The organism is Klebsiella sp. GN_Kp190 (assembly GCF_040061795.1).
In the GTDB taxonomy this organism is placed as follows: Bacteria; Pseudomonadota; Gammaproteobacteria; order Enterobacterales; family Enterobacteriaceae; genus Klebsiella; species Klebsiella michiganensis.
In genome coordinates this window covers 81,718-101,603 of record NZ_JBEAFN010000031.1, presented here as the reverse complement: position 1 = coordinate 101,603, position 19,886 = coordinate 81,718, and the positions used below count along the sequence as shown (strand labels likewise).

Annotated in this window: 15 protein-coding genes, 1 tRNA gene and 1 pseudogene; 8 read left to right on the top strand and 9 right to left on the bottom strand. The window is 57.2% G+C overall.

The window, feature by feature from the left end:
- Window positions 1–125 precede the first annotated feature (125 nt).
- A complete protein-coding gene (gene iolC, locus ABLU67_RS19855) occupies window positions 126–2,039 on the bottom strand; it encodes a 5-dehydro-2-deoxygluconokinase (protein ID WP_014227681.1) in 1,914 nt (637 codons plus the stop codon).
- 525 nt (window positions 2,040–2,564) lie between these two features.
- Here iolC and iolD point away from each other — a divergent pair.
- The 5 genes from iolD to ABLU67_RS19830 all read left to right on the top strand — a co-directional run bounded on the left by iolD (window position 2,565) and on the right by ABLU67_RS19830 (window position 9,086).
- Window positions 2,565–4,505: a 3D-(3,5/4)-trihydroxycyclohexane-1,2-dione acylhydrolase (decyclizing) gene (gene iolD / locus ABLU67_RS19850; RefSeq protein WP_014227682.1), complete on the top strand. Its 1,941-nt coding sequence runs from the start codon at window positions 2,565–2,567 to the stop codon at window positions 4,503–4,505.
- A gap of 48 nt (window positions 4,506–4,553) precedes the next feature.
- Window positions 4,554–5,567, top strand: coding sequence for a Gfo/Idh/MocA family oxidoreductase (locus ABLU67_RS19845; protein ID WP_004098145.1), 1,014 nt, complete (start codon window positions 4,554–4,556; stop codon window positions 5,565–5,567).
- A 41-nt stretch (window positions 5,568–5,608) separates the two neighbouring features.
- Window positions 5,609–6,493 carry a sugar phosphate isomerase/epimerase gene (locus ABLU67_RS19840; RefSeq protein WP_348852507.1) on the top strand — a complete coding sequence of 295 codons (885 nt, stop codon included), beginning with the start codon at window positions 5,609–5,611 and terminating at the stop codon, window positions 6,491–6,493.
- 25 nt (window positions 6,494–6,518) lie between these two features.
- Entirely contained in the window at window positions 6,519–7,418 is a 900-nt protein-coding gene (iolE, locus tag ABLU67_RS19835) for a myo-inosose-2 dehydratase (protein WP_004098147.1), read from the top strand.
- A gap of 168 nt (window positions 7,419–7,586) precedes the next feature.
- Window positions 7,587–9,086, top strand: coding sequence for a sugar porter family MFS transporter (locus ABLU67_RS19830; protein WP_014837228.1), 1,500 nt, complete (start codon window positions 7,587–7,589; stop codon window positions 9,084–9,086).
- Between the two features lie 176 nt (window positions 9,087–9,262).
- On the opposite strand, the gene ABLU67_RS19825 is transcribed toward ABLU67_RS19830, so the two are convergent.
- From ABLU67_RS19825 to ABLU67_RS19790, 8 genes are all read right to left on the bottom strand, one after another.
- The gene (locus ABLU67_RS19825; protein ID WP_049082546.1) at window positions 9,263–10,573 is read right to left on the bottom strand and encodes an ABC transporter substrate-binding protein; all 1,311 of its coding nucleotides are present in this window, start codon (window positions 10,571–10,573) and stop codon (window positions 9,263–9,265) included.
- Window positions 10,566–11,639, bottom strand: coding sequence for an ABC transporter ATP-binding protein (locus ABLU67_RS19820; protein ID WP_032747687.1), 1,074 nt, complete (start codon window positions 11,637–11,639; stop codon window positions 10,566–10,568). The genes ABLU67_RS19825 and ABLU67_RS19820 overlap by 8 nt, the downstream gene beginning before the upstream one ends.
- Before the next feature lie 5 nt (window positions 11,640–11,644).
- The gene (locus ABLU67_RS19815) at window positions 11,645–12,469 is read right to left on the bottom strand and encodes a phosphodiesterase (RefSeq protein WP_004117574.1); all 825 of its coding nucleotides are present in this window, start codon (window positions 12,467–12,469) and stop codon (window positions 11,645–11,647) included.
- A 10-nt stretch (window positions 12,470–12,479) separates the two neighbouring features.
- Window positions 12,480–13,367 (bottom strand): carbohydrate ABC transporter permease, encoded by an 888-nt coding sequence (locus ABLU67_RS19810; RefSeq protein ID WP_023320236.1) that lies wholly within the window; start codon window positions 13,365–13,367, stop codon window positions 12,480–12,482.
- Window positions 13,357–14,229, bottom strand: coding sequence for a sugar ABC transporter permease (locus ABLU67_RS19805; protein WP_348852506.1), 873 nt, complete (start codon window positions 14,227–14,229; stop codon window positions 13,357–13,359). The genes ABLU67_RS19810 and ABLU67_RS19805 overlap by 11 nt, the downstream gene beginning before the upstream one ends.
- 190 nt (window positions 14,230–14,419) lie before the next feature.
- On the bottom strand, window positions 14,420–15,439 hold the full coding sequence (locus ABLU67_RS19800; RefSeq protein ID WP_348852505.1) for an NAD(P)-dependent alcohol dehydrogenase: 1,020 nt from the start codon (window positions 15,437–15,439) through the stop codon (window positions 14,420–14,422).
- A gap of 129 nt (window positions 15,440–15,568) precedes the next feature.
- The gene (locus tag ABLU67_RS19795; protein ID WP_148850087.1) at window positions 15,569–16,147 is read right to left on the bottom strand and encodes a class I SAM-dependent methyltransferase; all 579 of its coding nucleotides are present in this window, start codon (window positions 16,145–16,147) and stop codon (window positions 15,569–15,571) included.
- Complete coding sequence (locus ABLU67_RS19790) at window positions 16,147–17,160, bottom strand: HNH endonuclease domain-containing protein (RefSeq protein ID WP_025107471.1); 1,014 nt, start codon at window positions 17,158–17,160, stop codon at window positions 16,147–16,149. Before ABLU67_RS19790 ends, ABLU67_RS19795 begins: the two co-directional genes overlap by 1 nt.
- 307 nt (window positions 17,161–17,467) lie before the next feature.
- On the opposite strand from ABLU67_RS19790, the gene ABLU67_RS19785 reads away from it, so the two are divergent.
- The 3 genes and pseudogenes from ABLU67_RS19785 to ABLU67_RS19775 all read left to right on the top strand — a co-directional run bounded on the left by ABLU67_RS19785 (window position 17,468) and on the right by ABLU67_RS19775 (window position 19,449).
- Window positions 17,468–17,552, top strand: a tRNA-Leu gene (locus tag ABLU67_RS19785).
- 220 nt (window positions 17,553–17,772) lie between these two features.
- Window positions 17,773–18,021, top strand: a pseudogene (locus ABLU67_RS19780) (Arm DNA-binding domain-containing protein); the annotation flags it as partial.
- A gap of 99 nt (window positions 18,022–18,120) precedes the next feature.
- Window positions 18,121–19,449: a site-specific integrase gene (locus ABLU67_RS19775; protein ID WP_348852510.1), complete on the top strand. Its 1,329-nt coding sequence runs from the start codon at window positions 18,121–18,123 to the stop codon at window positions 19,447–19,449.
- Window positions 19,450–19,886 lie beyond the last annotated feature (437 nt).

The window sequence follows — 19,886 nt, the reverse complement described above, 5'->3', positions numbered from 1 at the left end:
AATATAATTTCCAGTGTATCAAATGAAGCGAATTTTTCATTTACTACGATGAAATACGCGATTCATTTCACGAAGATCCAGAAAAAAGCCCGCATCTTCTGAAGAGGATGCGGGCCTGGGCGGAATCAGCCGCGGGCTTCTCGCCAGTAGCCGATGAGCGTGAGGTAGTTGCGTTTCACTTCGTTAATCAGCGCCTCGTCGCTGAGCTCTCCCTGCATCCAGCGCCGTGAAGGCTGGCCAAAAATGGTGCGTCCTACGGCAAAACCTTTGATCATCGGATGCTTCGCCGCTTCGGCAAAACCGGCGCGCAGACGGTCCGAAGGAGCGTCCAGGCCGAGGATTAAGATCCCGCGGCACCAGCTATCTTCGCGCGCGATCAGTTTGCCAATCCTTTCCCATTCCGCGCTCGACAGCGGCGGCAGCTTCCACCAGTCCGGCTGGATGCCCAGCTGATAGAAGTGCTCCAGCATGTCGTGGTAGTGGCGTTCATCTTTATCCGGGCCGTTTTCCGGCAGGATGATTTCCAGCAGCAGCTCATGCCCGGACTTGTTGCACGCCTGCCAGACCTCCAGCAGCAGCGCATCCTGTTCGGCGCGCAGCTCGGCCGGATCGGCCGGATGATAGAAGACCAGGCATTTCACCACGTGCTCCAGCGGCCAGTCGATCAGCTGGGAACCGATGTTGCCATGTTCCAGACGCAGCGGGCGCGAGCTCGGCATTTCAATCGGTCGACCAATCCACCAGCCCTTGCCGGTGATGGCATTGAGCGAGCGCTGGCCGTAGGTGCCATCGGCGAGGATGCCGCTGCGACCGTCAAGACCGGCTTCGTCTGCGGCGGCTTCCGCGGCCGCCAGCAGCAGCAGCTTCAGCTGCGGAATGCAGGATTCATCACGCCCGGTTTCCAGCGCCAGATCTGCCAGCTGTTTACGGTGGTCAAAGGCGAAAATGCACAGCTCCGGCCACGCCTGGCGGCGGCTGGTGACGCGATGGAGATGGTTGAGACGATCGTCGATATCCGGACGCGGCACCGATTCTGCCCGCGACAGATAGTCGTCAAGCTCGGCTTTGGTCGGCATTGCGGGCGCGCAGCCGTGGCGTGAAACCACCAGCGCGCCGCAGGCGTTAGCGTAGCGGCAGGCCTGCTCCCAACCTTCATCGTTAAGCCAGCCGCGCAGCAGGCCGGACATAAAGGCATCGCCCGCGCCCAGGACGTTAAGCACGTCTACGCGTACGCCCTGCTGCAGCGGCACGCTATCCCAGCTGTCGGGAATAGCGCCTTCCAGCACCACGCAGCCCATCGGACCGCGCTTGCAAACCAGCGTCGCTTTCGTGGCGTTACGCACGTTTTTCAGCGCGGTCAGGGTATCGGTGCTGCCGCCGGCAATATGAAACTCCTCTTCTGTCCCCACCACTAAATCGAACAGATGCAGGACTTCCTGCAGCTGGCTGGTCACCTGGCCGGATTCAATGAAACGCGTTTCACCGTCGCCTAAAGACGTTAACCCCCAAAGCACCGGACGATAGTCGATATCCAGCGCGGTACGCAGGCCGTGGCGGCGGGCGTACTCCAGCGCCTTCAGCACCGCTTCGCGCGTGTTGGCGTGCGAAAGGTGGGTGCCGGTTACCGCCAGCGCCCGGGAAGAGGCGATGTACTCTTCCTTAATATCTTCTGGCGAAAGGGCCATATCGGCGCAGTTATCGCGGTAAAAAATCAGCGGAAACGTCTCCTGATCTTTAATCCCCAGCATCACTAACGCCGTCAGGCGCTGCTTATCGGTGATCAGATATTCGGTATCGACGCCGGCGCGGCTCAGGGTTTCGCGTAGAAAACGACCATTATGCTCATCGCCCACGCGAGCGAGCATTGCCGATTTTAATCCCTGAATGGCGGTGCCGAAGGCGACGTTGCCGGAAGAGCCACCCAGGTATTTAGAAAAACTGGCGACATCTTCCAGCCTCGCGCCAATCTGCTGGGCATAGAGATCGACTGCCACCCGGCCAATACAGATGACGTCGAGTCGCTTTACTGCTGCATTCATAGCTAGGGTTTCCTTTTGCATTTCTGCTGTACGGAAGAGTCGGGATACCGACAGCGTCTCCGAAAACAGCCTGAGGGTTATTGGTTATCTCTAGTTTGAGAAATAAATATTTCATTTGCAAACTAGATCGAAATTAAAAAACCAAAAATGTGAGGGATATACCACTATGCCGCGCTGAGCCTCATTCTGCCTCGGATCCTGGGCTGCGGCTGAAAGTTGAACTAAAGCCCGTTTAGATGCGGTCTTTACCTATGATTTTTAAGGGGATATTAAGAGGTGGGCCGCGTAATTTGCGCGTTATCCCGTATACAGGATGCGAATGAAACGGGTGAAATGCATAGAGAGTTTGATCGCTCTCGCAAAATGAAATATTTCTTCTGTATTTCTATTTAATGAAAAAAATGTTTGCCTATAATCCAGAAGTATTCCAGTGACGTTAACGATTTCCCTGACTCATCGCTGTATCGCTGTGCAGGGCAAAACGCGAACCCACACGCAAATACTGAACAATAAGGATTGGGCAACATGGGCAAACTGAGACTGACAATGGCGCAGGCGCTGGTGAAGTTCCTGGATAACCAGTACCTGGAAGTCGATGGCGAAGAGCATAAGTTCGTCAAAGGCATCTTTGCTATCTTTGGCCACGGCAACGTGCTGGGAATGGGCCAGGCCCTTGAACAAGATAGCGGTGAAATGCGGGTCTATCAGGGGCGTAACGAGCAAGGGATGGCGCATGTCGCCACCGGTTTTGCCAGACAGTCCCTGCGTCGTCAGATTATTGCCTGCACCTCCTCCATTGGCCCCGGCGCGGCGAACATGATTACCGCTGCCGCCACCGCGACCGCCAACCGCATCCCGCTGCTGCTGCTGCCGGGCGATGTGTTTGCGACCCGCCAGCCTGACCCGGTGCTACAGCAAATCGAACAGAGCCACGATCTCAGCATTACCACTAACGACGCGTTTCGCGCGGTGAGTAAATACTGGGATCGCATCACCCGTCCGGAACAGCTGATGAGCGCCTGCATCAACGCCATGCGCGTGTTGACCGACCCGGCGGAAACCGGTGCGGTCACGCTCTGTCTGCCGCAGGATGTCCAGGGTGAAGCCTGGGATTATCCGGAATCCTTCTTTACCCGCCGGGTACACCGCCTTGATCGCCGCCCGGCCAGCGCCGCGCAGCTGGCGGATGCCGTGGCGGCGATTAAAGCCAGCCGTAAGCCGCTGATCGTCTGCGGCGGCGGGGTGAAATACTCCGGCGCCGGCGAGGCGTTGACCCGTTTTGCCGAGCGCTACGGCGTGCCGTTTGCCGAAACCCAGGCGGGTAAAGGCAGCGTTGTCTCTTCGCATCCGTATAACGTGGGCGGCGTCGGCGAAACCGGCTGCCTGGCGGCGAACCTGCTGGCGAAAGAGGCGGATCTGGTCATCGGTCTCGGCACGCGTTTCAGCGATTTCACCACCTCGTCAAAATGGATTTTCCAGCACCCAGGCGTGCGCTTCCTCAATATTAACGTCAGCAACTTCGACGCCTGGAAGCTGGATGGCATCCCGATGCTGGCGGATGCTCGCGAAGCCCTCACTGCCCTGGACGACGCCCTGTCCGGCGAATCCTGGCAGGCTGGCTGGGGCGAGCAGATTGAAAGCGTGCAGAGCCGCCAGCTGAAAGAGACCCAGCGCGTTTACCAGGCGGTCTGGCAGGAAACCGCTTTCGTCCCGGAAATCGACGACCATCTGGATCGGGAATCGGTGTATCGCGAATTTCGCCAGATAACCGACTCCACCCTGACGCAAAGCAGCGTCCTTGGCGTACTCAACGAAACGCTGCCGGCGGATGCGGTGATTGTGGCGGCGGCGGGTAGCCTGCCGGGAGACCTGCAGCGCGTCTGGCGCAACCGGGCCACCAACACCTATCACGTGGAATACGGCTACTCCTGCATGGGGTACGAAGTCAGCGCCGCGCTGGGCGTGAAGTTAGCCCAACCGCAAAGCGAGGTCTATTCGCTGGTCGGCGACGGCTCGTTCATGATGCTGCACTCCGAGCTGGTGACCTCCCTGCAGGAGCGCGCGAAGATCAACATCGTGCTGCTCGACAACATGGCCAACGGCTGCATTAACAACCTGCAAATGGAGCACGGTATGGACAGCTTCGGCACCGAGTTCCGCTTCCGCTGCGCCGAATCGGGCCAGCTGCAGGGCGGCCTGGTGCCGGTAGATTTCGCCACCGTCGCTGCCGGCTACGGCTGCAAAACCTGGCGCGTCACGACGCTAGAAGAACTACGCCACGCGCTGGACGCCGCGCGCCGCGAAACCGTCAGCACCCTGATAGACATTAAAGTGCTGCCGAAAACCATGGTGCACAAATACGGCAGCTGGTGGAACGTCGGCGTCGCGCAGTCTGCGCTCTCCGAGCGGATCCGCAAGGTGGCGCAAATGATCAATGAAAAACGCGCTCAGGCGCGGGATTACTAAAACAGAACACAAACCCTGAACCCTACAAATCTCGGGAGAAAACCAACTATGTCACTCAAATTAGGTGTCATCGGTGCCGGCGCTATCGGTAAAGAGCATATCCGTCGTTGCACTCAGGTACTGCAGGGAGCCACGGTAGTGGCGGTTTCGGATATCAACGAAGAGAACGCCCGCGCCGCGGTTGCGCTGCCGGGCGTGCATGCCGAAGTGTACGCCGACGGTCATGACGTGATTAAGGCCAGCGATGTGGACGCTATTCTGGTGACCTCATGGGATCCCACCCACGAAGAGTACACCCTGGCCGCCATCGCCGCCGGGAAGCCGGTGTTCTGCGAGAAGCCGCTGGCGATGAGCGCGGAAGGCTGCCGCCGCATCGTTGATGCGGAAATGAAAGCCGGTCGCCGCCTGGTGCAGGTTGGATTTATGCGCCCTTACGACGAAGGCTATCTGGCGCTGAAAAAAGTGATCGATGACGGCGATATCGGCGCGCCGCTGATGCTGCGCTGCGCGCACCGCAACCAGTCGGTGGGCGAGGATTACATCACCAACATGGCGATCACCAACACCCTGATTCACGAGCTGGACGTTCTGCGCTGGCTGCTGAATGACGACTATGTTTCCGTGCAGGTGCGCTTCCCACGCTCCACGTCCCACACCCACGCGCGCCTGAAAGACCCGCAGATCGTGTCGTTTGAAACCAAAAAAGGCACGCTGATCGACGTGGAAGTCTTCGTGAACTGCCAGTACGGCTACGACATCCAGTGTGAAGTGGTAGGGGAAACCGGGATTGCCCGCCTGCCTGAGCCGTCGGCTGTGCAGATGCGCAAAGCCGCTAACCTGTCGACCGCTATCCTGACCGACTGGAAGGATCGCTTTATCAAAGCGTATGACGTTGAGCTACAGGCCTTTATCAATGATGTTCAGGCCGGCCAGCTGCACGGCCCATCGGCGTGGGATGGCTACGCGGCGTCCGTTGCTGCCGACGCCTGTATCAAAGCCCAGGAAACCAGCGAGCCGGTTGAGGTGACGCTGCCGGAATGCCCGGCATTCTACAAACGCTAATCCCGCTTTGCTGACGGAACTTCTTTGCACAGGTAACGACGATGAAAATTGCTTTTGACGTTGATGTCATTAAAGACCTCGGGGTAACCCGAATGGTCCACCAGGTGGCGGAGTGGGGCTACAAGTACATTGAGCAATCGCCGCACCCGCAGATCAACCCGTTCTACAAGCACCCGCGCGCCGGCCGGGAAATTATGGCTGAGTACAAGCAGGCGCTGCGCGATACCGGCGTGGAGCTCTCCTCGTTTATCTGCGTCTACCGCTGGTCCGGTCCGGATGAGCTGCGCCGTCAGGCGGCAGTGAAAAACTGGAAACGGCTGATCGAAATCGCGGTTGAAATGGGTGTACAGGTGATCAACACCGAGTTCTCCGGCGATCCTAATCAGCCGGAGATTTGCGATGAGATGTTCTATCGCTCCATGGAAGAGCTGCTGCCGATTTTTGAGCGCGAAGGCATCCGCGTTGAAATTCAGGCACATCCGTGGGACTTCTGCGAAGAGAACAACGAAACCGTCGATATCGTGAAGTCGTTCCGCAGCGATAACGTTAAGTACGTTTACAGCGTCCCGCACACCTTCTTCTATGACAAAGGCGTGGGCGACGTTGAGAAGATGCTGCGCTACGCGGGAAGCGATCTCTCCCATGTGCTGATCGCGGATACCCGCAACCATACAAAACACTGCCGCTATATCGTTAACCCACCGGGCGTAGATGCCGTCGTTCACCAGCACGTGGGCGTCGGAGAAGGGGATGTTGATTTCGACGCGCTGTTCCGCACCCTGCGCGATATGAAATTTGCCGAGCAGACCTTCAAGGTCGGCGGTGAGCCGATTGTGGCCACCTCGCTGTTCGGCTACCCGGAAAAAATGAAATACCAGGCAGTGGAAACCCGTGAACTCATCGAACGTGAATTGCTGCGCCGGTAAGGCGCAGCGGCAGGAGCCCCCTACTATGAACAAAGATAACGTAAAACTGGCTATCGCCCCGATTGGCTGGACTAACGACGATATGCCGGAGCTGGGCAGCGAGAATACTTTCCAGCAAATCGTCAGCGAAATGGCGCTGGCGGGCTTTACCGGCAGCGAAGTCGGCAGCAAATATCCACGCGATCCGGCGGTTCTCAAGCCGATGCTGGATATCCGCGGCATTCAGATTTGCAACGCCTGGTTCAGCACCTTTTTTGCTAACGGCCAGCGGGAAAAGACCATTGATGAATTCGTTAACCACATGAATTTCCTGCATGCTATGGGCGCGAAAGTGATCGGCTGCTCTGAGCAGAGCGGCAGCATCCAGGGGCTGGAAAAGCCCATCCTGGAGAATGCGAAACCGTGCTTTAGCGAAGAAGAGTGGCAGCGGGTGGCGGAAGGCTATAACACCCTCGGTCGTCTGGCGGCGGAAAAGGGCATGCAGGTTTGTCTGCACCACCATATGGGCACCGGTATCCAGACGACGGCAGAGATCGACAAGTTTATGTCGCTGGTGGATGACAAAGTCTTCCTGCTCTACGACACCGGACACGCCTGGTATTCCGAAGGCGGCGAAGAGCCGATGCTGGCGATTCTGAAAAAATATCTGCCGCGCATTAACCACGTGCACCTGAAAGACGTGCGTCCGCCGGTGATCGAGCAGGTGCGTCGCGAAGGGCTCTCCTTCCTGGACGGCGTGAAGAAGGGGACCTTCACCGTGCCGGGCGACGGCGTCATTGATTTCCGTCCGGTGTTCAAGCTGCTGGACGAGCATGGCTATAAAGGCTGGATGGTGGTTGAGGCCGAGCAGGATCCGGCGCTGGCCAACCCATTCGAATACGCCGTAAAAGCGCGCAAATATATCCGCGAGACGGCAGGAATCTAATCGTTGTTTTATTTTCAGGCCATACGTCGTATGGCCTGCTTTTTTTACCCCATCACTCAGCAGTAGCTCAAGACGTAGAACGAAAACAACACGTCGGTGAGGCCTCGGCCTCTGCATTCAGACTAGAGCAAATCTTCCCTCAAACAAGGCGGGTTACTGGAGTCTATTATGTCTAAGGAACAATATCTTACACTCAATAAAGCGTCGGGACCGAATAGCGAGACCCCGACAACGCCCTTTGTAAAAGTTGTCGCCCTGATCGCGACGCTTGGCGGTTTACTTTTTGGCTATGATACCGGGGTGATTTCCGGTGCCTTACTCTTTATGGGCACCGAGCTTCATCTTACTCCCTTTACCACCGGTCTGGTCACCAGCTCGCTGCTATTCGGCGCCGCCTTTGGCGCGCTGCTTTCTGGCAATCTGGCGAATGCAGCGGGCAGAAAGAAAATTATTCTGTGGCTGGCGGTGCTTTTTGCCATCGGCGCGATAGGCACCTCTATGGCGCCGGACGTTAACTGGATGATTTTCTTTCGCCTTATTCTCGGCGTGGCGGTTGGCGGGGCGGCGGCCACCGTACCGGTCTATATTGCCGAGATAGCTCCCGCGAATAAGCGCGGACAGCTGGTTACTTTGCAGGAGCTGATGATCGTATCCGGTCAGCTGCTGGCCTATATTTCTAATGCCACGTTCCATGAAGTCTGGGGCGGGGAAAGCACCTGGCGCTGGATGCTGGCGGTGGCGACGCTACCCGCCGTGCTGCTCTGGTTTGGCATGATGTTTATGCCGGATTCACCGCGCTGGTACGCGATGAAAGGGCGCCTGGCGGAAGCCCGTCGCGTGCTTGAGCGCACCCGGCATAAAGATGATGTTGAGTGGGAGCTGCTGGAGATCACCGAAACGCTGGATGAGCAGCGCAATCTCGGTAAGCCCCGGTTCAGCGAGATTATGACCCCGTGGTTGTTCAAGCTGTTTATGATCGGTATTGGTATAGCGGTTATCCAACAGCTTACCGGTGTAAATACCATTATGTACTATGCCCCCACGGTACTGACCTCGGTTGGTATGACTGATAATGCCGCGCTGTTTGCCACTATTGCCAATGGCGTAGTCTCAGTATTGATGACATTCGTTGGCATCTGGATGCTTGGCAAAATTGGCCGTCGCCCGATGACCATGATTGGTCAGTTCGGCTGCACCGCCTGCCTGGTCTTTATCGGTGCGGTCAGCTATCTGTTGCCGGAGACGGTTAACGGCCAGCCTGATGCGCTGCGCGCCTATATGGTTCTGGCAGGGATGTTACTGTTTCTGAGCTTTCAGCAGGGGGCGCTATCGCCAGTGACCTGGCTACTCATGTCGGAAATATTTCCAACCCGCCTGCGCGGTATTTTTATGGGGGGGGCGGTATTTTCAATGTGGATTGCCAACTTCCTGATCTCCCTGTTCTTCCCGATACTGCTGGCGTGGTTAGGGCTTTCAGGCACCTTCTTTATCTTCGCCGGTATTGGCGTATTTGGCGCGATATTCGTGATTAAATGCGTACCGGAAACCCGCCACCGTAGTCTTGAACAAATCGAGCACTATCTGCGGGATAAGCTGGACACCAGTGAAGAAGGGCAGGCCGCCAGGGCCCGGCGAATAGTGGCTGAATCGCAGGCGGATAAAGTGTAACGCTGATTGCCAACGGTATCTGCAATGCTGGAGCGGTGCTCAGCGGTCTGCACGGACCGGGCTAACGAGCCGTATCGAACGATCCCCTCCCCTTGAAAAGGGGGAGGGGGCACACTGCTTCCGTACGGTATTGCAGAAGATACCTCAGCTATCTGCAGAGATAGTGAGGGAAAGGCCTACTTCACTTCCGCCAGCGCGGTCTTATCGACGTAGGGCTTCATCAGCGCATCGGCCTCCTTCTGTGCCGCCTGCACCGCGGCTTCCGGGGTGACTTTGGCATCGTTCACCACCGCGGCCAGCTGGTTTTCCATCGCTTTACGCACGGCAACGGTCTCCCAGGTGGAGTACCACGGATGGGCATACTTCAGCTGTTCGAGGGCGATCGCCGCGCGCGGATCCTGCTGCAGATACGCCTTCATTTCCGGCGTATCGTAGGCGGCCTTACGCGGGGAGAAGTAGCCGGTAAAGCGGCTCCAGGCGCCGTTGACCTGCGGGCTCACCAGATACGTCAGGAACTGATACGCCGCTTTTTTCTGCGCGTCGTTGATGCCCTTGAAGCTCACCAGGCTGGCGCCGCCGATCGGTACCGCGCGCTGCTCTTTGGCCGGCAGCATCGCTACGCCCAGCTCAAAATCTTTGCTGTTCTCGCGCATAAAGCCCAGCGCGCCGGTGCTCAGCATCGCCATTCCGACTTTGCCGGAGAAGAAGCTAGCGCCGATCTGTTTCGAATTCAGCACGCCGGAAGGCATGACTTTGTCTTTATAGACCAGGTTCTGCCAGAAGCGCAGGGCGCCGATGGTGGTTGGCGTGTTGTAATAGACTTCGCCCGGATAGTCCTCGTTAAAGTATTTCCCGCCGTTGGCGCGCACCAGCGCCGAGAAGATCCAGCCGCCGTAATCATCGTTGGTCGACGGCAGCATGATCCCCCACTGGCCTTTGCTTTCGTCGGTCAGCTTTCTGGCGTCCGCCAGCAGCTCGGCCCAGGTTTGCGGCGGCTGTTTGATCCCGGCCCGATCGAACATCGTTTTGTTGTAGTAGAGGATCGGCGTCGAGTTATGGAACGGGATCGCATAGGTGGTGCCCATCACCTGGGCGTTTTTATGCATTGCGGGCCAGAACGCCTTCACCAGAAAATCCCCCGCTTTTTGATCGCCATACTGGAACAGCTCGTCCATCGGCAGGATCTCACCCTTCAGCGCCAGATCGGTGGTGAAGTTAGCGGACATAATCACCAGCGCGGGCGGCTGCCCGGCCTTCTGCGCCGATTCGGCTTTGATCTTGGTGGTGTCGTAGTTGCCGGTAAAGATCCCGCGCACTTCGACATCCTGCTGCGACTCGTTGAATTGCTTAATGACGCGGGTCATCTCCATGGTCAGCTTGCCGTCCACCGGCGCCGGAAACATGAAGTCGATCTTCTCTTTCGCCAGCGCCGCGCCGCTCAGGGCAAGGCTGAGCCCAACCGCGAGAGCGGTGAGAGGTTTAAACATGGTCTGTCTCCATCAGTAAATTATGCTGTTTCTCAGCATGAAAAAGATGCACATCGGCAGGTGAAAAGCCGAGGATCAGCGAATCGCCTTTCTCCGGCACCGCGCCGCGATGGCGACGACTAAAGCGTAAGGTGCCGATGGGGGTGCTGACGTGGAGCAAATAATCGGCTCCCATCAGTTCTCGTTGCAGCACGGTGGCGGGCAGGCGCAGATGGCTCTCCTCCACGCGGTCGCTGATATGTTCCGGGCGAATGCCTAACCACACCCGGGATTCTTCACGGTAGCGCGGCGGCAGCGGATAGCGCAGCTCACCCAGTAATACCTCACCATCAGCGCAGGGCAGTGAGAGCAGATTCATCGCCGGAGATCCGATAAACCCGGCGACAAACAGGTTGGCCGGGTTGGCGTACAGATACTCCGGTCGCCCGACCTGCTGTACGTGGCCGCCGTTCATCACCACGATGCGGTCGGCCATCGACATCGCTTCCGTCTGGTCATGGGTGACGTAGACGGTGCTGGTTCTGAGCTGCTGGTGGAGATCCATAATGCTGTCGCGCACTTCGCTACGCAGGCGGGCGTCGAGGTTGGAGAGCGGCTCATCCATCAGGAACAGGCGCGGATTGCGCACAATCGCCCGCGCCATCGCCACCCGCTGCCGTTGGCCGCCGGAGAGCTTCGCCGGTTTGCGATCGAGCAGGGTATCCAGCTGCAGCATCTTCGCGACTTTATCCACCCGCGGCTGCCAGCTGGTCTTTTCTTCCTTGCGCACCTTCATGCCGAAGGTGATGTTGTCGCGCACCGACAGGTGCGGAAACAGCGCATAGTTCTGGAAGATCATCGCGAAGTTGCGCTCTCTGGGCGACATTTCGGTGATGTTCTCATCTTGCAGCCAGATCTCCCCCTCGCTGACCGGCTCCAGCCCGGCGAGCAGGCGCAGCAGGGTGCTTTTACCGCAGCCGGACGGGCCCACCAGCACCACGAATTCCCCTTCGCGAATATCCAGCGACAGGGCGCTGAGGGCCGGTTTACCGTCAAACTGTTTACTGATGTTTTGCAGACTAAGCATGGCGTTTAGCAATCTTCCGTTGGGCAGCTGATATTTTCGTCGTACATCCACGGTCCGGCGTAGTGGGTCAGAGGATGCTGATAGCTCACCCACTGCTCGTCGACCTGGCGATGCATCAGACACGACGCCGGAGAGAGGTCGTAATACGGACGGGTATCTTCATGAAAGTAGGGCACCTGGTGGACGGTTCCCGGGATGGTGGAGATGATGGCCTGGCGATACTGAGTCATGGTCAGGCTGTGGTTATGGCCGCAGAAAATGCGCGTCAGCGACGGGAAACGCTCAACCAGCGCCAGCAGACGATGGCCGTTTTCGCAGGCGATAGGGTCCATCTGCGCGTTGCCCAGCGGCAGCGGCGGATGATGCATAAACACCGTCGCCGGTTTATCGCCGCCATCAAACAGCTGAGCCTCCAGCCACTTGATGGTTTCCTCGGTCAGCCAGCCTTTCGACGTACCCGCCCGGCTGGAGTCGATAAACAGCAGGCGAGTGGCAAAATCGTCTACCGCGTAGTGCATGTTTTGCGCGTCGCGGCCGAGCTGCGGGCACAGCGGATGCAGGTATTCCAGAAATAGCGCTTTATCGTCGTGGTTGCCGGGAATGAGATACAGCGGATAGTTCAGGCTGCCGAGGATCTGGCGGGCGACCTCATACTCTTCCGGGCGGCCGCAGTTGACGATATCGCCGCTCACCACCACCGCGTCCGGACGCTCCTGCAGGGCATTCAGCTGGGAGACGACGTCGGCATTGGCGGCGTTGACGTCAATAAAGCCGTACAGCTTCTGGCCGCGGCTGCGGAAATGGGTATCGGAAATTTGCGCTAACAGCATGAAGAGCTCCTTATTTGATCCCGGAGAAGCCGAAGCTTCGCAGGAACTGTTTCTGGAAGAGGATGAACGCCAGCATCAGCGGCAGGCAGACCATCAGCGTGCCGGCGCCGATGATGCCCCACTGACCGCCGGATTCTGCGCCCATGGCGAACGAGACCAGCCCCACGGTCAGCACCTGTTTGTCCGGGTCGTTCAGCATCATCAGCGGCCACAGATACTCGTTCCAGTGGTAGGTAATGCTGACGGTGGCGAAGGCCAGCACCGACGGCCAGGACATCGGCAGCAGCACGCGGAACAGCACCTGCCACCAGCGACAGCCCTCCATCAGCGCCGCCTCTTCCAGCTCTTTGGGGATGGCCAGAAACGCCTGACGCATCAGGAACACGCCGAACGCCGAGGTGAAGTAGGGCATCATTACCCCAGTGAGGGTGTTGAGCAGGCCGAAGGTTTTCAGGGTCAGCATGTTCGGCACCATCATCACCACCGGCATGATCATCAGCTGGACGAGGAACATCAGGAACAGCGTCTTCTTGCCGCGAAACTCGTGGCAGGCGAAGACGTAGCCGGCGGTGGTGATGGTCAACAGCTGCACGAAGAAGGTGCCGAAGGTGAAGATAAGGGTGTTGGCGTAAAGGCTCAGCCAGTCGGCGCTGGCCCAGGCATCGCGGAAGTTATTCAGCGTCAGCGGCATACGGGGCAGCAGCGAGGCCATATCCTCGCCGAAGGTCGTGGCGCTGAACGAGGTCGCCAGCATCCATAAAAACGGACTCATCCACAGCAGCGCCAGGCAGCACATTAATACCGTGAGCGTAAAGGGCTGCGAGCGGCGCAGGCGCAGCCAGAGCGGGCGCGATGCGCTGTGCGATCGCAGCGCCAGCGGCGAGATTTCAGCGCTCATAGTGCGCTCCTTTCTCCAGCAGTTTGAGGTTAATCAGCGAGAAGGCAAACAGCCCGGCCAGCGTCAGGAAGGTGGCGGCGGAAGCTTTACCTAAATCATGGGTGTCCCAGGCGAGGTTCTGGATGTAGTAGAGCAGCACGGTAGTGGCGTTATCCGGCCCGCCGCGGGTCATCACCGCCACGTGGTCGATCTGGGTGATGGAGTAGATCAGCGCCGTGGTTATCACGAAGCTCAGGGTCGGGCGCAGCAGCGGCAGCGTGACCTTAAAGAACACCTGCGTGCGGGTGGCGCCTTCCACGATCGCCGCTTCGCGCGTGGAGGCCGGAATGCTTTGCAGCCCGGCGAGGAAAAACAGCATGTAGTAACCGGCGAACTTCCACACGCCAATCAGCGCCAGCGCCAGCAGCGCGCTGTTGCTGCGCCCCAGCCAGTTGTTGTTCATCGGGCCAAACAGCTTCGCCAGATAGTGGTCGAGCAGGCCAAGGCCGGGCATAAAGATAAACAGCCACAGCGCGGCGGCGCTGACCATCGGGATAATCATCGGGAAGAAGAAGGCGGTGCGCAGCCAGCGGTTGACGCGGTGATTCTCGGTCAGGGCGACCGCCAGCAGCAGGGCGAGCGTCACGCCCGGTACCACCGTCAGCAGGATATAAAGCAGGTTATTCACCAGCGACTGCCAGAAGACGCCGTCGGCGAACAGACGACTGAAGTTCTCCAGCCCGACATACTGGCCGCCGTCGCTGACCATGCGTGTATCAAACAGGCTGTCATAAATCGATCGCCCGAGGGGAAACCAGGTAAACAGTAATAAAAACAGCAGGGAAGGCGACAGTATCAGCCAGGGGAGCCAGGTTTTTATCATGGTGGCGGACGTCTCATTCAGGCGTTTGTAGAAGCCCGGATTGTGAGAAGGATTGACTGCAAACGTATGGCGAGGAGATGACGGTTTAATGACCAGGGATACAAGCGCCGGGCAGACGGGCCGCCCGGCATCACCCCGGTCAGTGGCGTTCAGGCCGCGCGGCTGCGGCCTGAAGCATGACGAGAAACGATCAGAAGTCGGCTTTCAGCACCACACGGTAGCGGGCCTTGCCCTCGCGAACGTGCTTCAGCGCCTCGTTGATCTGCGACATCGGGAACAGCTCGGTGGTCGGCGCGACTTTGCTGCGTCCGGCAAATTTCATCAGCTTGCGCAGCTCGGCCGGGTTGCCGGTGGCCGAACCGGAGATGCTGCGGTCGCCGCCAATCAGGGTAAAAGCGGGGACCGGGAACGGCTTCATTACCGCGCCGACGGTGTGGAAGTTGCCGCCGTACGCCAGCGCTTCAAAGTACGGCTGCCAGTCGAGGTCGACGGCGACGGTGTTGATAATCAGGTCGAACTGGCCAGCCAGCGCCTTTAAGGCTTCGGGATCGCGGCTGTTCACCACGCGATCGGCGCCCATTGCCAGCACTTCCTGCTCTTTCGCCGGATTGGAGCTAAAGGCGGTGACTTCCGCGCCCATCGCGTGCAGCAGCTTGATGGCGATATGGCCGAGGCCGCCAATGCCGATGACGCCGACGCGGCTGTTGGCCGTGACGTGATGCATCAGCAGCGGTTTGAAGACGGTAATGCCGCCGCAGAGCATCGGCCCGGCAGATTCGAGATCGACGTTTTCTGGTAGCGGGATCACCCATTGCCAGTCGGCGCGCAGCTTATCGGCGAAGCCGCCGCGGTTGATGATGGTGGGCACCGAGCCTTCCAGACAGTTCACGTGGTTGCCGCTGATACAGGCGTCGCAGTGGCCGCAGCTGCGCGCCGTCCAGCCAATGCCGACCTTCTGGCCAACCTTCAGCCCTTTATCCTGCGCCGCGCTGCCCAGCGCCGCCACCCGGCCAATCACCTCGTGACCGGCCACCAGCGGATAGCTCGACATGCCCCATTCGTTGTCGATCATCGACAGGTCGGAGTGGCAGATCCCGCAGTACTCCACCTGCACTTCGACATCTTCCGGCTTAAGGTCACCGGCATCGTACTCCCACAGCAACAGATCGGCGCCCGCTTCTTTGGCGGCGTAACTTTTAATAGTGCTCATGACAGTTTCCTTGGGTTTGGCGTAGTTAAGAAGGAAGTGTAGAGCATGGGGCGAGGGGACGCTTGGCAGAAGGAGGGGGGAAGCTTGCGCAAGCCGGCTTCTCCGCGAGAGAGAAGCCATCGCGATAGTTCAGCTTTTGAGCAACAGCGCGTTGAGCCAGATTTCGCTCCGCTCCGGGCGCTTATCCACCGTCTGCCACATGTTGGCGAGACGGATATCCGCCAGCGGTTCGATCAGCGCCGTCAGCTCTGCTTCGTCGAGATCGGTAAACCGCCGCCCCTCTTTTTCTCGCTCGCCTGAACCGTATTTAAATGAGGCGTACCAGACGCCGCCGGGTTTGAGGGCCATAGCCAGTTTGTGCATCACTCCCGGCAGCTCCGCGGCGGGAACGTGCAGCAGCGAAGCGCAGCACCAGATGCCGTCATACCGCGCGCTTTCGCTGATACTTTGAAAGGTCGCCTGACGCACGGCCAGCCCGCTGTGTTGCGCAGCCCGCTCGACCATGGCCGGTGAGGCGTCAAACGCCTCGACCCGGTAGCCCATATCGGCAAAGGCTTTGGCATCGCGTCCGGAGCCGCATCCCGCATCGAGGATCAGCCCGTTCGGTTCAATCGCCCCGATAAAAGGCGCGTACAGAGAGGTCATATCGACAGCGACGGTTGAAGCCACAAAGCTGTCAGCGTTCTGCTGGTAGTAGTTGATTGTCATCAGAATATATCCGTTCCGGCGGCCTGAGGTTCCCATTCATGAAGGAGCGTAATGCGCGCAGTGTTCCAGATTTTGGCGAGGAAGTCATCGCGGCGGGCGGTCGTGTTGCCGGTCTGACGGATTAAGGTTTCACGCAAGGGAAGGTGGCTGGTAATAAAATATTCGTTTCTGTCGCGCAGGCGGCGCAGCAGTTTTGCCGACGGTACCCGCATAAACTTGCCTTTCTCCCCGCGGTTGCAGCTCTTGCAGGCGAGAACCAGGTTCCAGACGCCGTTGATATTCGCCACTTCGCCGCGCGCCGCCCACGGGATAAAGTGGTCAACGTCGGCCAGGTTCTCATCCCCGCTTTCGAGACTGATCGGCGCATAGCAGTAAAAGCAGCGGCCTTTTTGGTAGCCGTTCAGGCTGTCGCGACAGCTGGAGATGGCAACTCGTCGGGTATTCAGGGTGCTGAAGAGCTGCTGTTCGGCGGCATCATATTCCACGGCGATCAGGCTGCTGGCGATGTTCATTGCCCACGCCTGCTCCACCAGACGCCAGCGGGCATCCGTTTCGTGGATCAGGTTCTGGTACTGCTGGCGCTCCGTCAGAGAATAAAAGTCGTCGGTCAGACGGATGCCTTGATGCGTTTTACGCTCGTCGATAAAAAAGCGCCTGGCGATTTCGCCCTGATTCACGTTATGAAATTTATCCAGCACCACGCTAAAGCCGAGCTTAACCGTTGCCGCGATGAGCTGATCCTGGGTTATCTCCTGGCGATTGAAGCGGCTACAGGCGCTGAGAAACTGGCTTTTTGAGGACGTGATCTGTTTGGGGGCCTGCTCAAGATGGCGACACAGATGCTGGCTGAACGGCACCGCCAGCTCCTCGAGGCGTATCAGATCGCTACCGTCGCGGCGGATATCGTACAGCGCATGCGCCAGCGCAAACTTATAGGAGGCGACGTTTTTGCCAAAAAGAATAATGCCGCGCCAGTAGTTCTCCAGCGTCGGTTCGATCTGATAGAAGCGCATTGCGGAAATCCTGTTTTGGGAAGGTACCGGCGTTATTACGCGTGCTAATAACAGGATCTGATAACAAATTGCCGAAAATGTAAACCGAATTGAGCCGTTTGCAGGATTTTGCGAGCAGGCTCGGAGAAAGAGGAAACCGCGAGTGGGAAAGGTGAGAACGAGGGGTTTATATCTGGAACGTATTGAATGTTGGCCGAAATGCGGCTTGCGCTGTTTTTTTCAACACTTAGCGTGGCGATCGCACTCTGCCGCTTGCGCAGCAGCCAGTGACAGGTATAATCCAGAACGTTTTCCGTATCCTTTCCGTGCCGGAGTGGCGAAATCGGTAGACGCAGTTGATTCAAAATCAACCGTAGAAATACGTGCCGGTTCGAGTCCGGCCTTCGGCACCAAGTGATGCAATAATTAGCTACCTAAGGGTGGCTTTTTTTGTGTCCATTTCCGTCCAAATTCGTCCGTATCCGTCTGTAATTCAAAGATAATTTATTTTTCGCCAATAACCATTTTTATTTCGTGGTCTTTCCGTGTTGGTCGTTTTTCATCCATTGACATCCACTCGATTTGGGGGCAAAAAAGGGGGCAAACCCGGTTCGATAGAGGAGTGACCCCCAAATGGCGCTTACAGATCTCGCAATCCGGCATGCCAGGCCGCTTGGCAAGGCATACAGGCTCTCTGACTGTCACGGTCTTTACATTCAGGTGAACCCCAGCGGATCTAAGCTGTGGTATCTGAAGTTTCGCTTTGGAAACAAAGAGAACCGTATGGCATTAGGCCCTTATCCGCTCATTTCTCTCGCTCTGGCAAGGGAGAAGCAAGCGGATATAAGAAGGCTTATTTTAGAAGGTATTAATCCGGCGGAAAAACGCAGAGAGGACAAGCGGGGTGGAGAGCCCCTTTATACGTTCGAGTCCGTGGCGCGCGAATGGGTCTCCAGTAACATAAACTGGTCGGCGGAACATATGAAGCGGGTGCTGCGTTATTTTGAGCTTTACGTCTTTCCCACGAACGGCAGTTGCGACATCACCAAACTGAAGGTTAAAGATCTGCTGGTGCCCATCAAAGAGGTGGAGAAAGCGGGCAAACTGGATGTCGCTTCCCGGCTTCAACAACGCACCGCCTGCGTGATGCGCTATGCTGTCCAGAACGGCATTATCGATCATAACCCTGCATCAGATTTAACTGGCGCGGTCTCCACGCCCAAAGTACGTCACCATCCAGCGCTGGATTTGAATCTTATCCCTGATTTTCTGGAAAGAGTCGACGATTTCAAAGGACGTAAGCTGACTCAACTGGCGGTAAAGCTGGCGCTGTTGCTGTTTATTCGCTCCAGCGAACTGCGCTTTGCCCGCTGGGATGAAATTGACCTGCATAACGCCATGTGGACCATCCCCGCTGAGCGTGAGCCGATCCCCGGCGTTAAGTACTCTGCGCGCGGTGCGAAGATGCGTTCTCCTCACCTGGTCCCTCTATCACATCAGGCCATCGAACTGCTCCACGAGGTGCGACAGCACTGCCGACCGGGAACTGAACTGGTATTCCCCGGCGATCATAACTACCGCAAACCGATGAGCGAAAACACCATCAACAAAGCGCTGCGGGTGATGGGCTACGACACCCAGAAAGACGTCTGCGGCCACGGTTTTCGCACTATGGCCTGTAGCGCGCTGGTGGAGTCGGGCCTGTGGTCAAGCGACGCGGTAGAGCGCCAGATGAGCCATCAGGAGCGCAAGCGCGTGCGGGCGGCGTATATCCACAAGGCGCAGCATCTCGAAGAACGTCGGGAGATGATGCAGTGGTGGGCGGATTATCTGGATGCAAACCGGTTCAGGCACGTTGTGCCGTATGGCTTCAAAAAGTCGCCGGGAGGCGCACTCGACCATATGAGTTTCCAGGAGCGCAATGACCGGCAGCTAGAGGAGCTGAAAGCCAGAATACTGGCTGACTCGGAATGGCTGACGGCGTCTGAATTATCCGCAAAAGCGGGCTTTCGTTCCGCCGATCCTGATGCTGGCCCGAAAGGCTGGAAAGCCGCCGGGAAGATATTCTCGCTGAAGGTCGATGGTGAGGATTTGTACCCGGATTATGTTCTGGATGAGAAAATGAGGCCCCTCAAGGTTGTCAGGCTGATTCTCTCGCTGTTCAAAGAACGTAAGACCCCGTGGGGGCTAGCAATCTGGTTCGGCTCGGCAAATCGCAGGTTGAGAGGAGGGAAGCCGAAAGATTTGCTGATTTCGAAGTCAGAGTTGGTTCTGATGGCGGCGCAGGATGAGGTGGAGTCGGGGGAGTAGGAATGATGGTGGTATTTAGTTATTACTAGATTTGGGCTGTTTTTGCTGGGGGGTTGACAATAGGAACAATTGAATGAGTTCGAATTCTTTGATTTGAAAATCATTAAACGTTGCAAAAGATTTGGCCTAATTGTTTCTGTTGTTGGATTATTTTTACAGATTAATAAAAGTCGAGAATTCATTTTGTTGAAGCAAATCTTTCTTTAAGAATAAATACTTATTAAATAAGAGTGAATAAATATTTAGAATATTCGGTGTATTTATTATTAGGATGCTTGTATGGCCCTCTAAGGATCTCTGGTAATATTATATTTGCCGAGGTTTTTTTATTCTGAGGCAGTATCAAAAAAATATTTAGATAAAATCATTTGAAATATTTCTATTAAATTCTTGGCGCTTTTTTATACATGTGATATTATTTGGTTTTAGTGTCGTTA

Bases quoted from the DNA above. Each gene is read 5' to 3' on its own strand.
- ABLU67_RS19840 (WP_348852507.1), top strand. From the start codon at position 5,609: ATGAAAATTGCTTTTGACGTTGATGTCATTAAAGACCTCGGGGTAACC.
- ABLU67_RS19815 (WP_004117574.1), bottom strand. From the start codon at position 12,469: ATGCTGTTAGCGCAAATTTCCGATACCCATTTCCGCAGCCGCGGCCAG.
- ABLU67_RS19800 (WP_348852505.1), bottom strand. From the start codon at position 15,439: ATGAGCACTATTAAAAGTTACGCCGCCAAAGAAGCGGGCGCCGATCTG.
- ABLU67_RS19775 (WP_348852510.1), top strand. From the start codon at position 18,121: ATGAAGCGGGTGCTGCGTTATTTTGAGCTTTACGTCTTTCCCACGAAC.
- ABLU67_RS19805 (WP_348852506.1), bottom strand. From the start codon at position 14,229: ATGATAAAAACCTGGCTCCCCTGGCTGATACTGTCGCCTTCCCTGCTG.
- ABLU67_RS19830 (WP_014837228.1), top strand. From the start codon at position 7,587: ATGTCTAAGGAACAATATCTTACACTCAATAAAGCGTCGGGACCGAAT.
- iolE (WP_004098147.1), top strand. From the start codon at position 6,519: ATGAACAAAGATAACGTAAAACTGGCTATCGCCCCGATTGGCTGGACT.
- ABLU67_RS19820 (WP_032747687.1), bottom strand. From the start codon at position 11,639: ATGCTTAGTCTGCAAAACATCAGTAAACAGTTTGACGGTAAACCGGCC.
- ABLU67_RS19790 (WP_025107471.1), bottom strand. From the start codon at position 17,160: ATGCGCTTCTATCAGATCGAACCGACGCTGGAGAACTACTGGCGCGGC.
- iolC (WP_014227681.1), bottom strand. From the start codon at position 2,039: ATGAATGCAGCAGTAAAGCGACTCGACGTCATCTGTATTGGCCGGGTG.
- ABLU67_RS19795 (WP_148850087.1), bottom strand. From the start codon at position 16,147: ATGACAATCAACTACTACCAGCAGAACGCTGACAGCTTTGTGGCTTCA.
- ABLU67_RS19810 (WP_023320236.1), bottom strand. From the start codon at position 13,367: ATGAGCGCTGAAATCTCGCCGCTGGCGCTGCGATCGCACAGCGCATCG.
- ABLU67_RS19825 (WP_049082546.1), bottom strand. From the start codon at position 10,573: ATGTTTAAACCTCTCACCGCTCTCGCGGTTGGGCTCAGCCTTGCCCTG.
- ABLU67_RS19845 (WP_004098145.1), top strand. From the start codon at position 4,554: ATGTCACTCAAATTAGGTGTCATCGGTGCCGGCGCTATCGGTAAAGAG.
- iolD (WP_014227682.1), top strand. From the start codon at position 2,565: ATGGGCAAACTGAGACTGACAATGGCGCAGGCGCTGGTGAAGTTCCTG.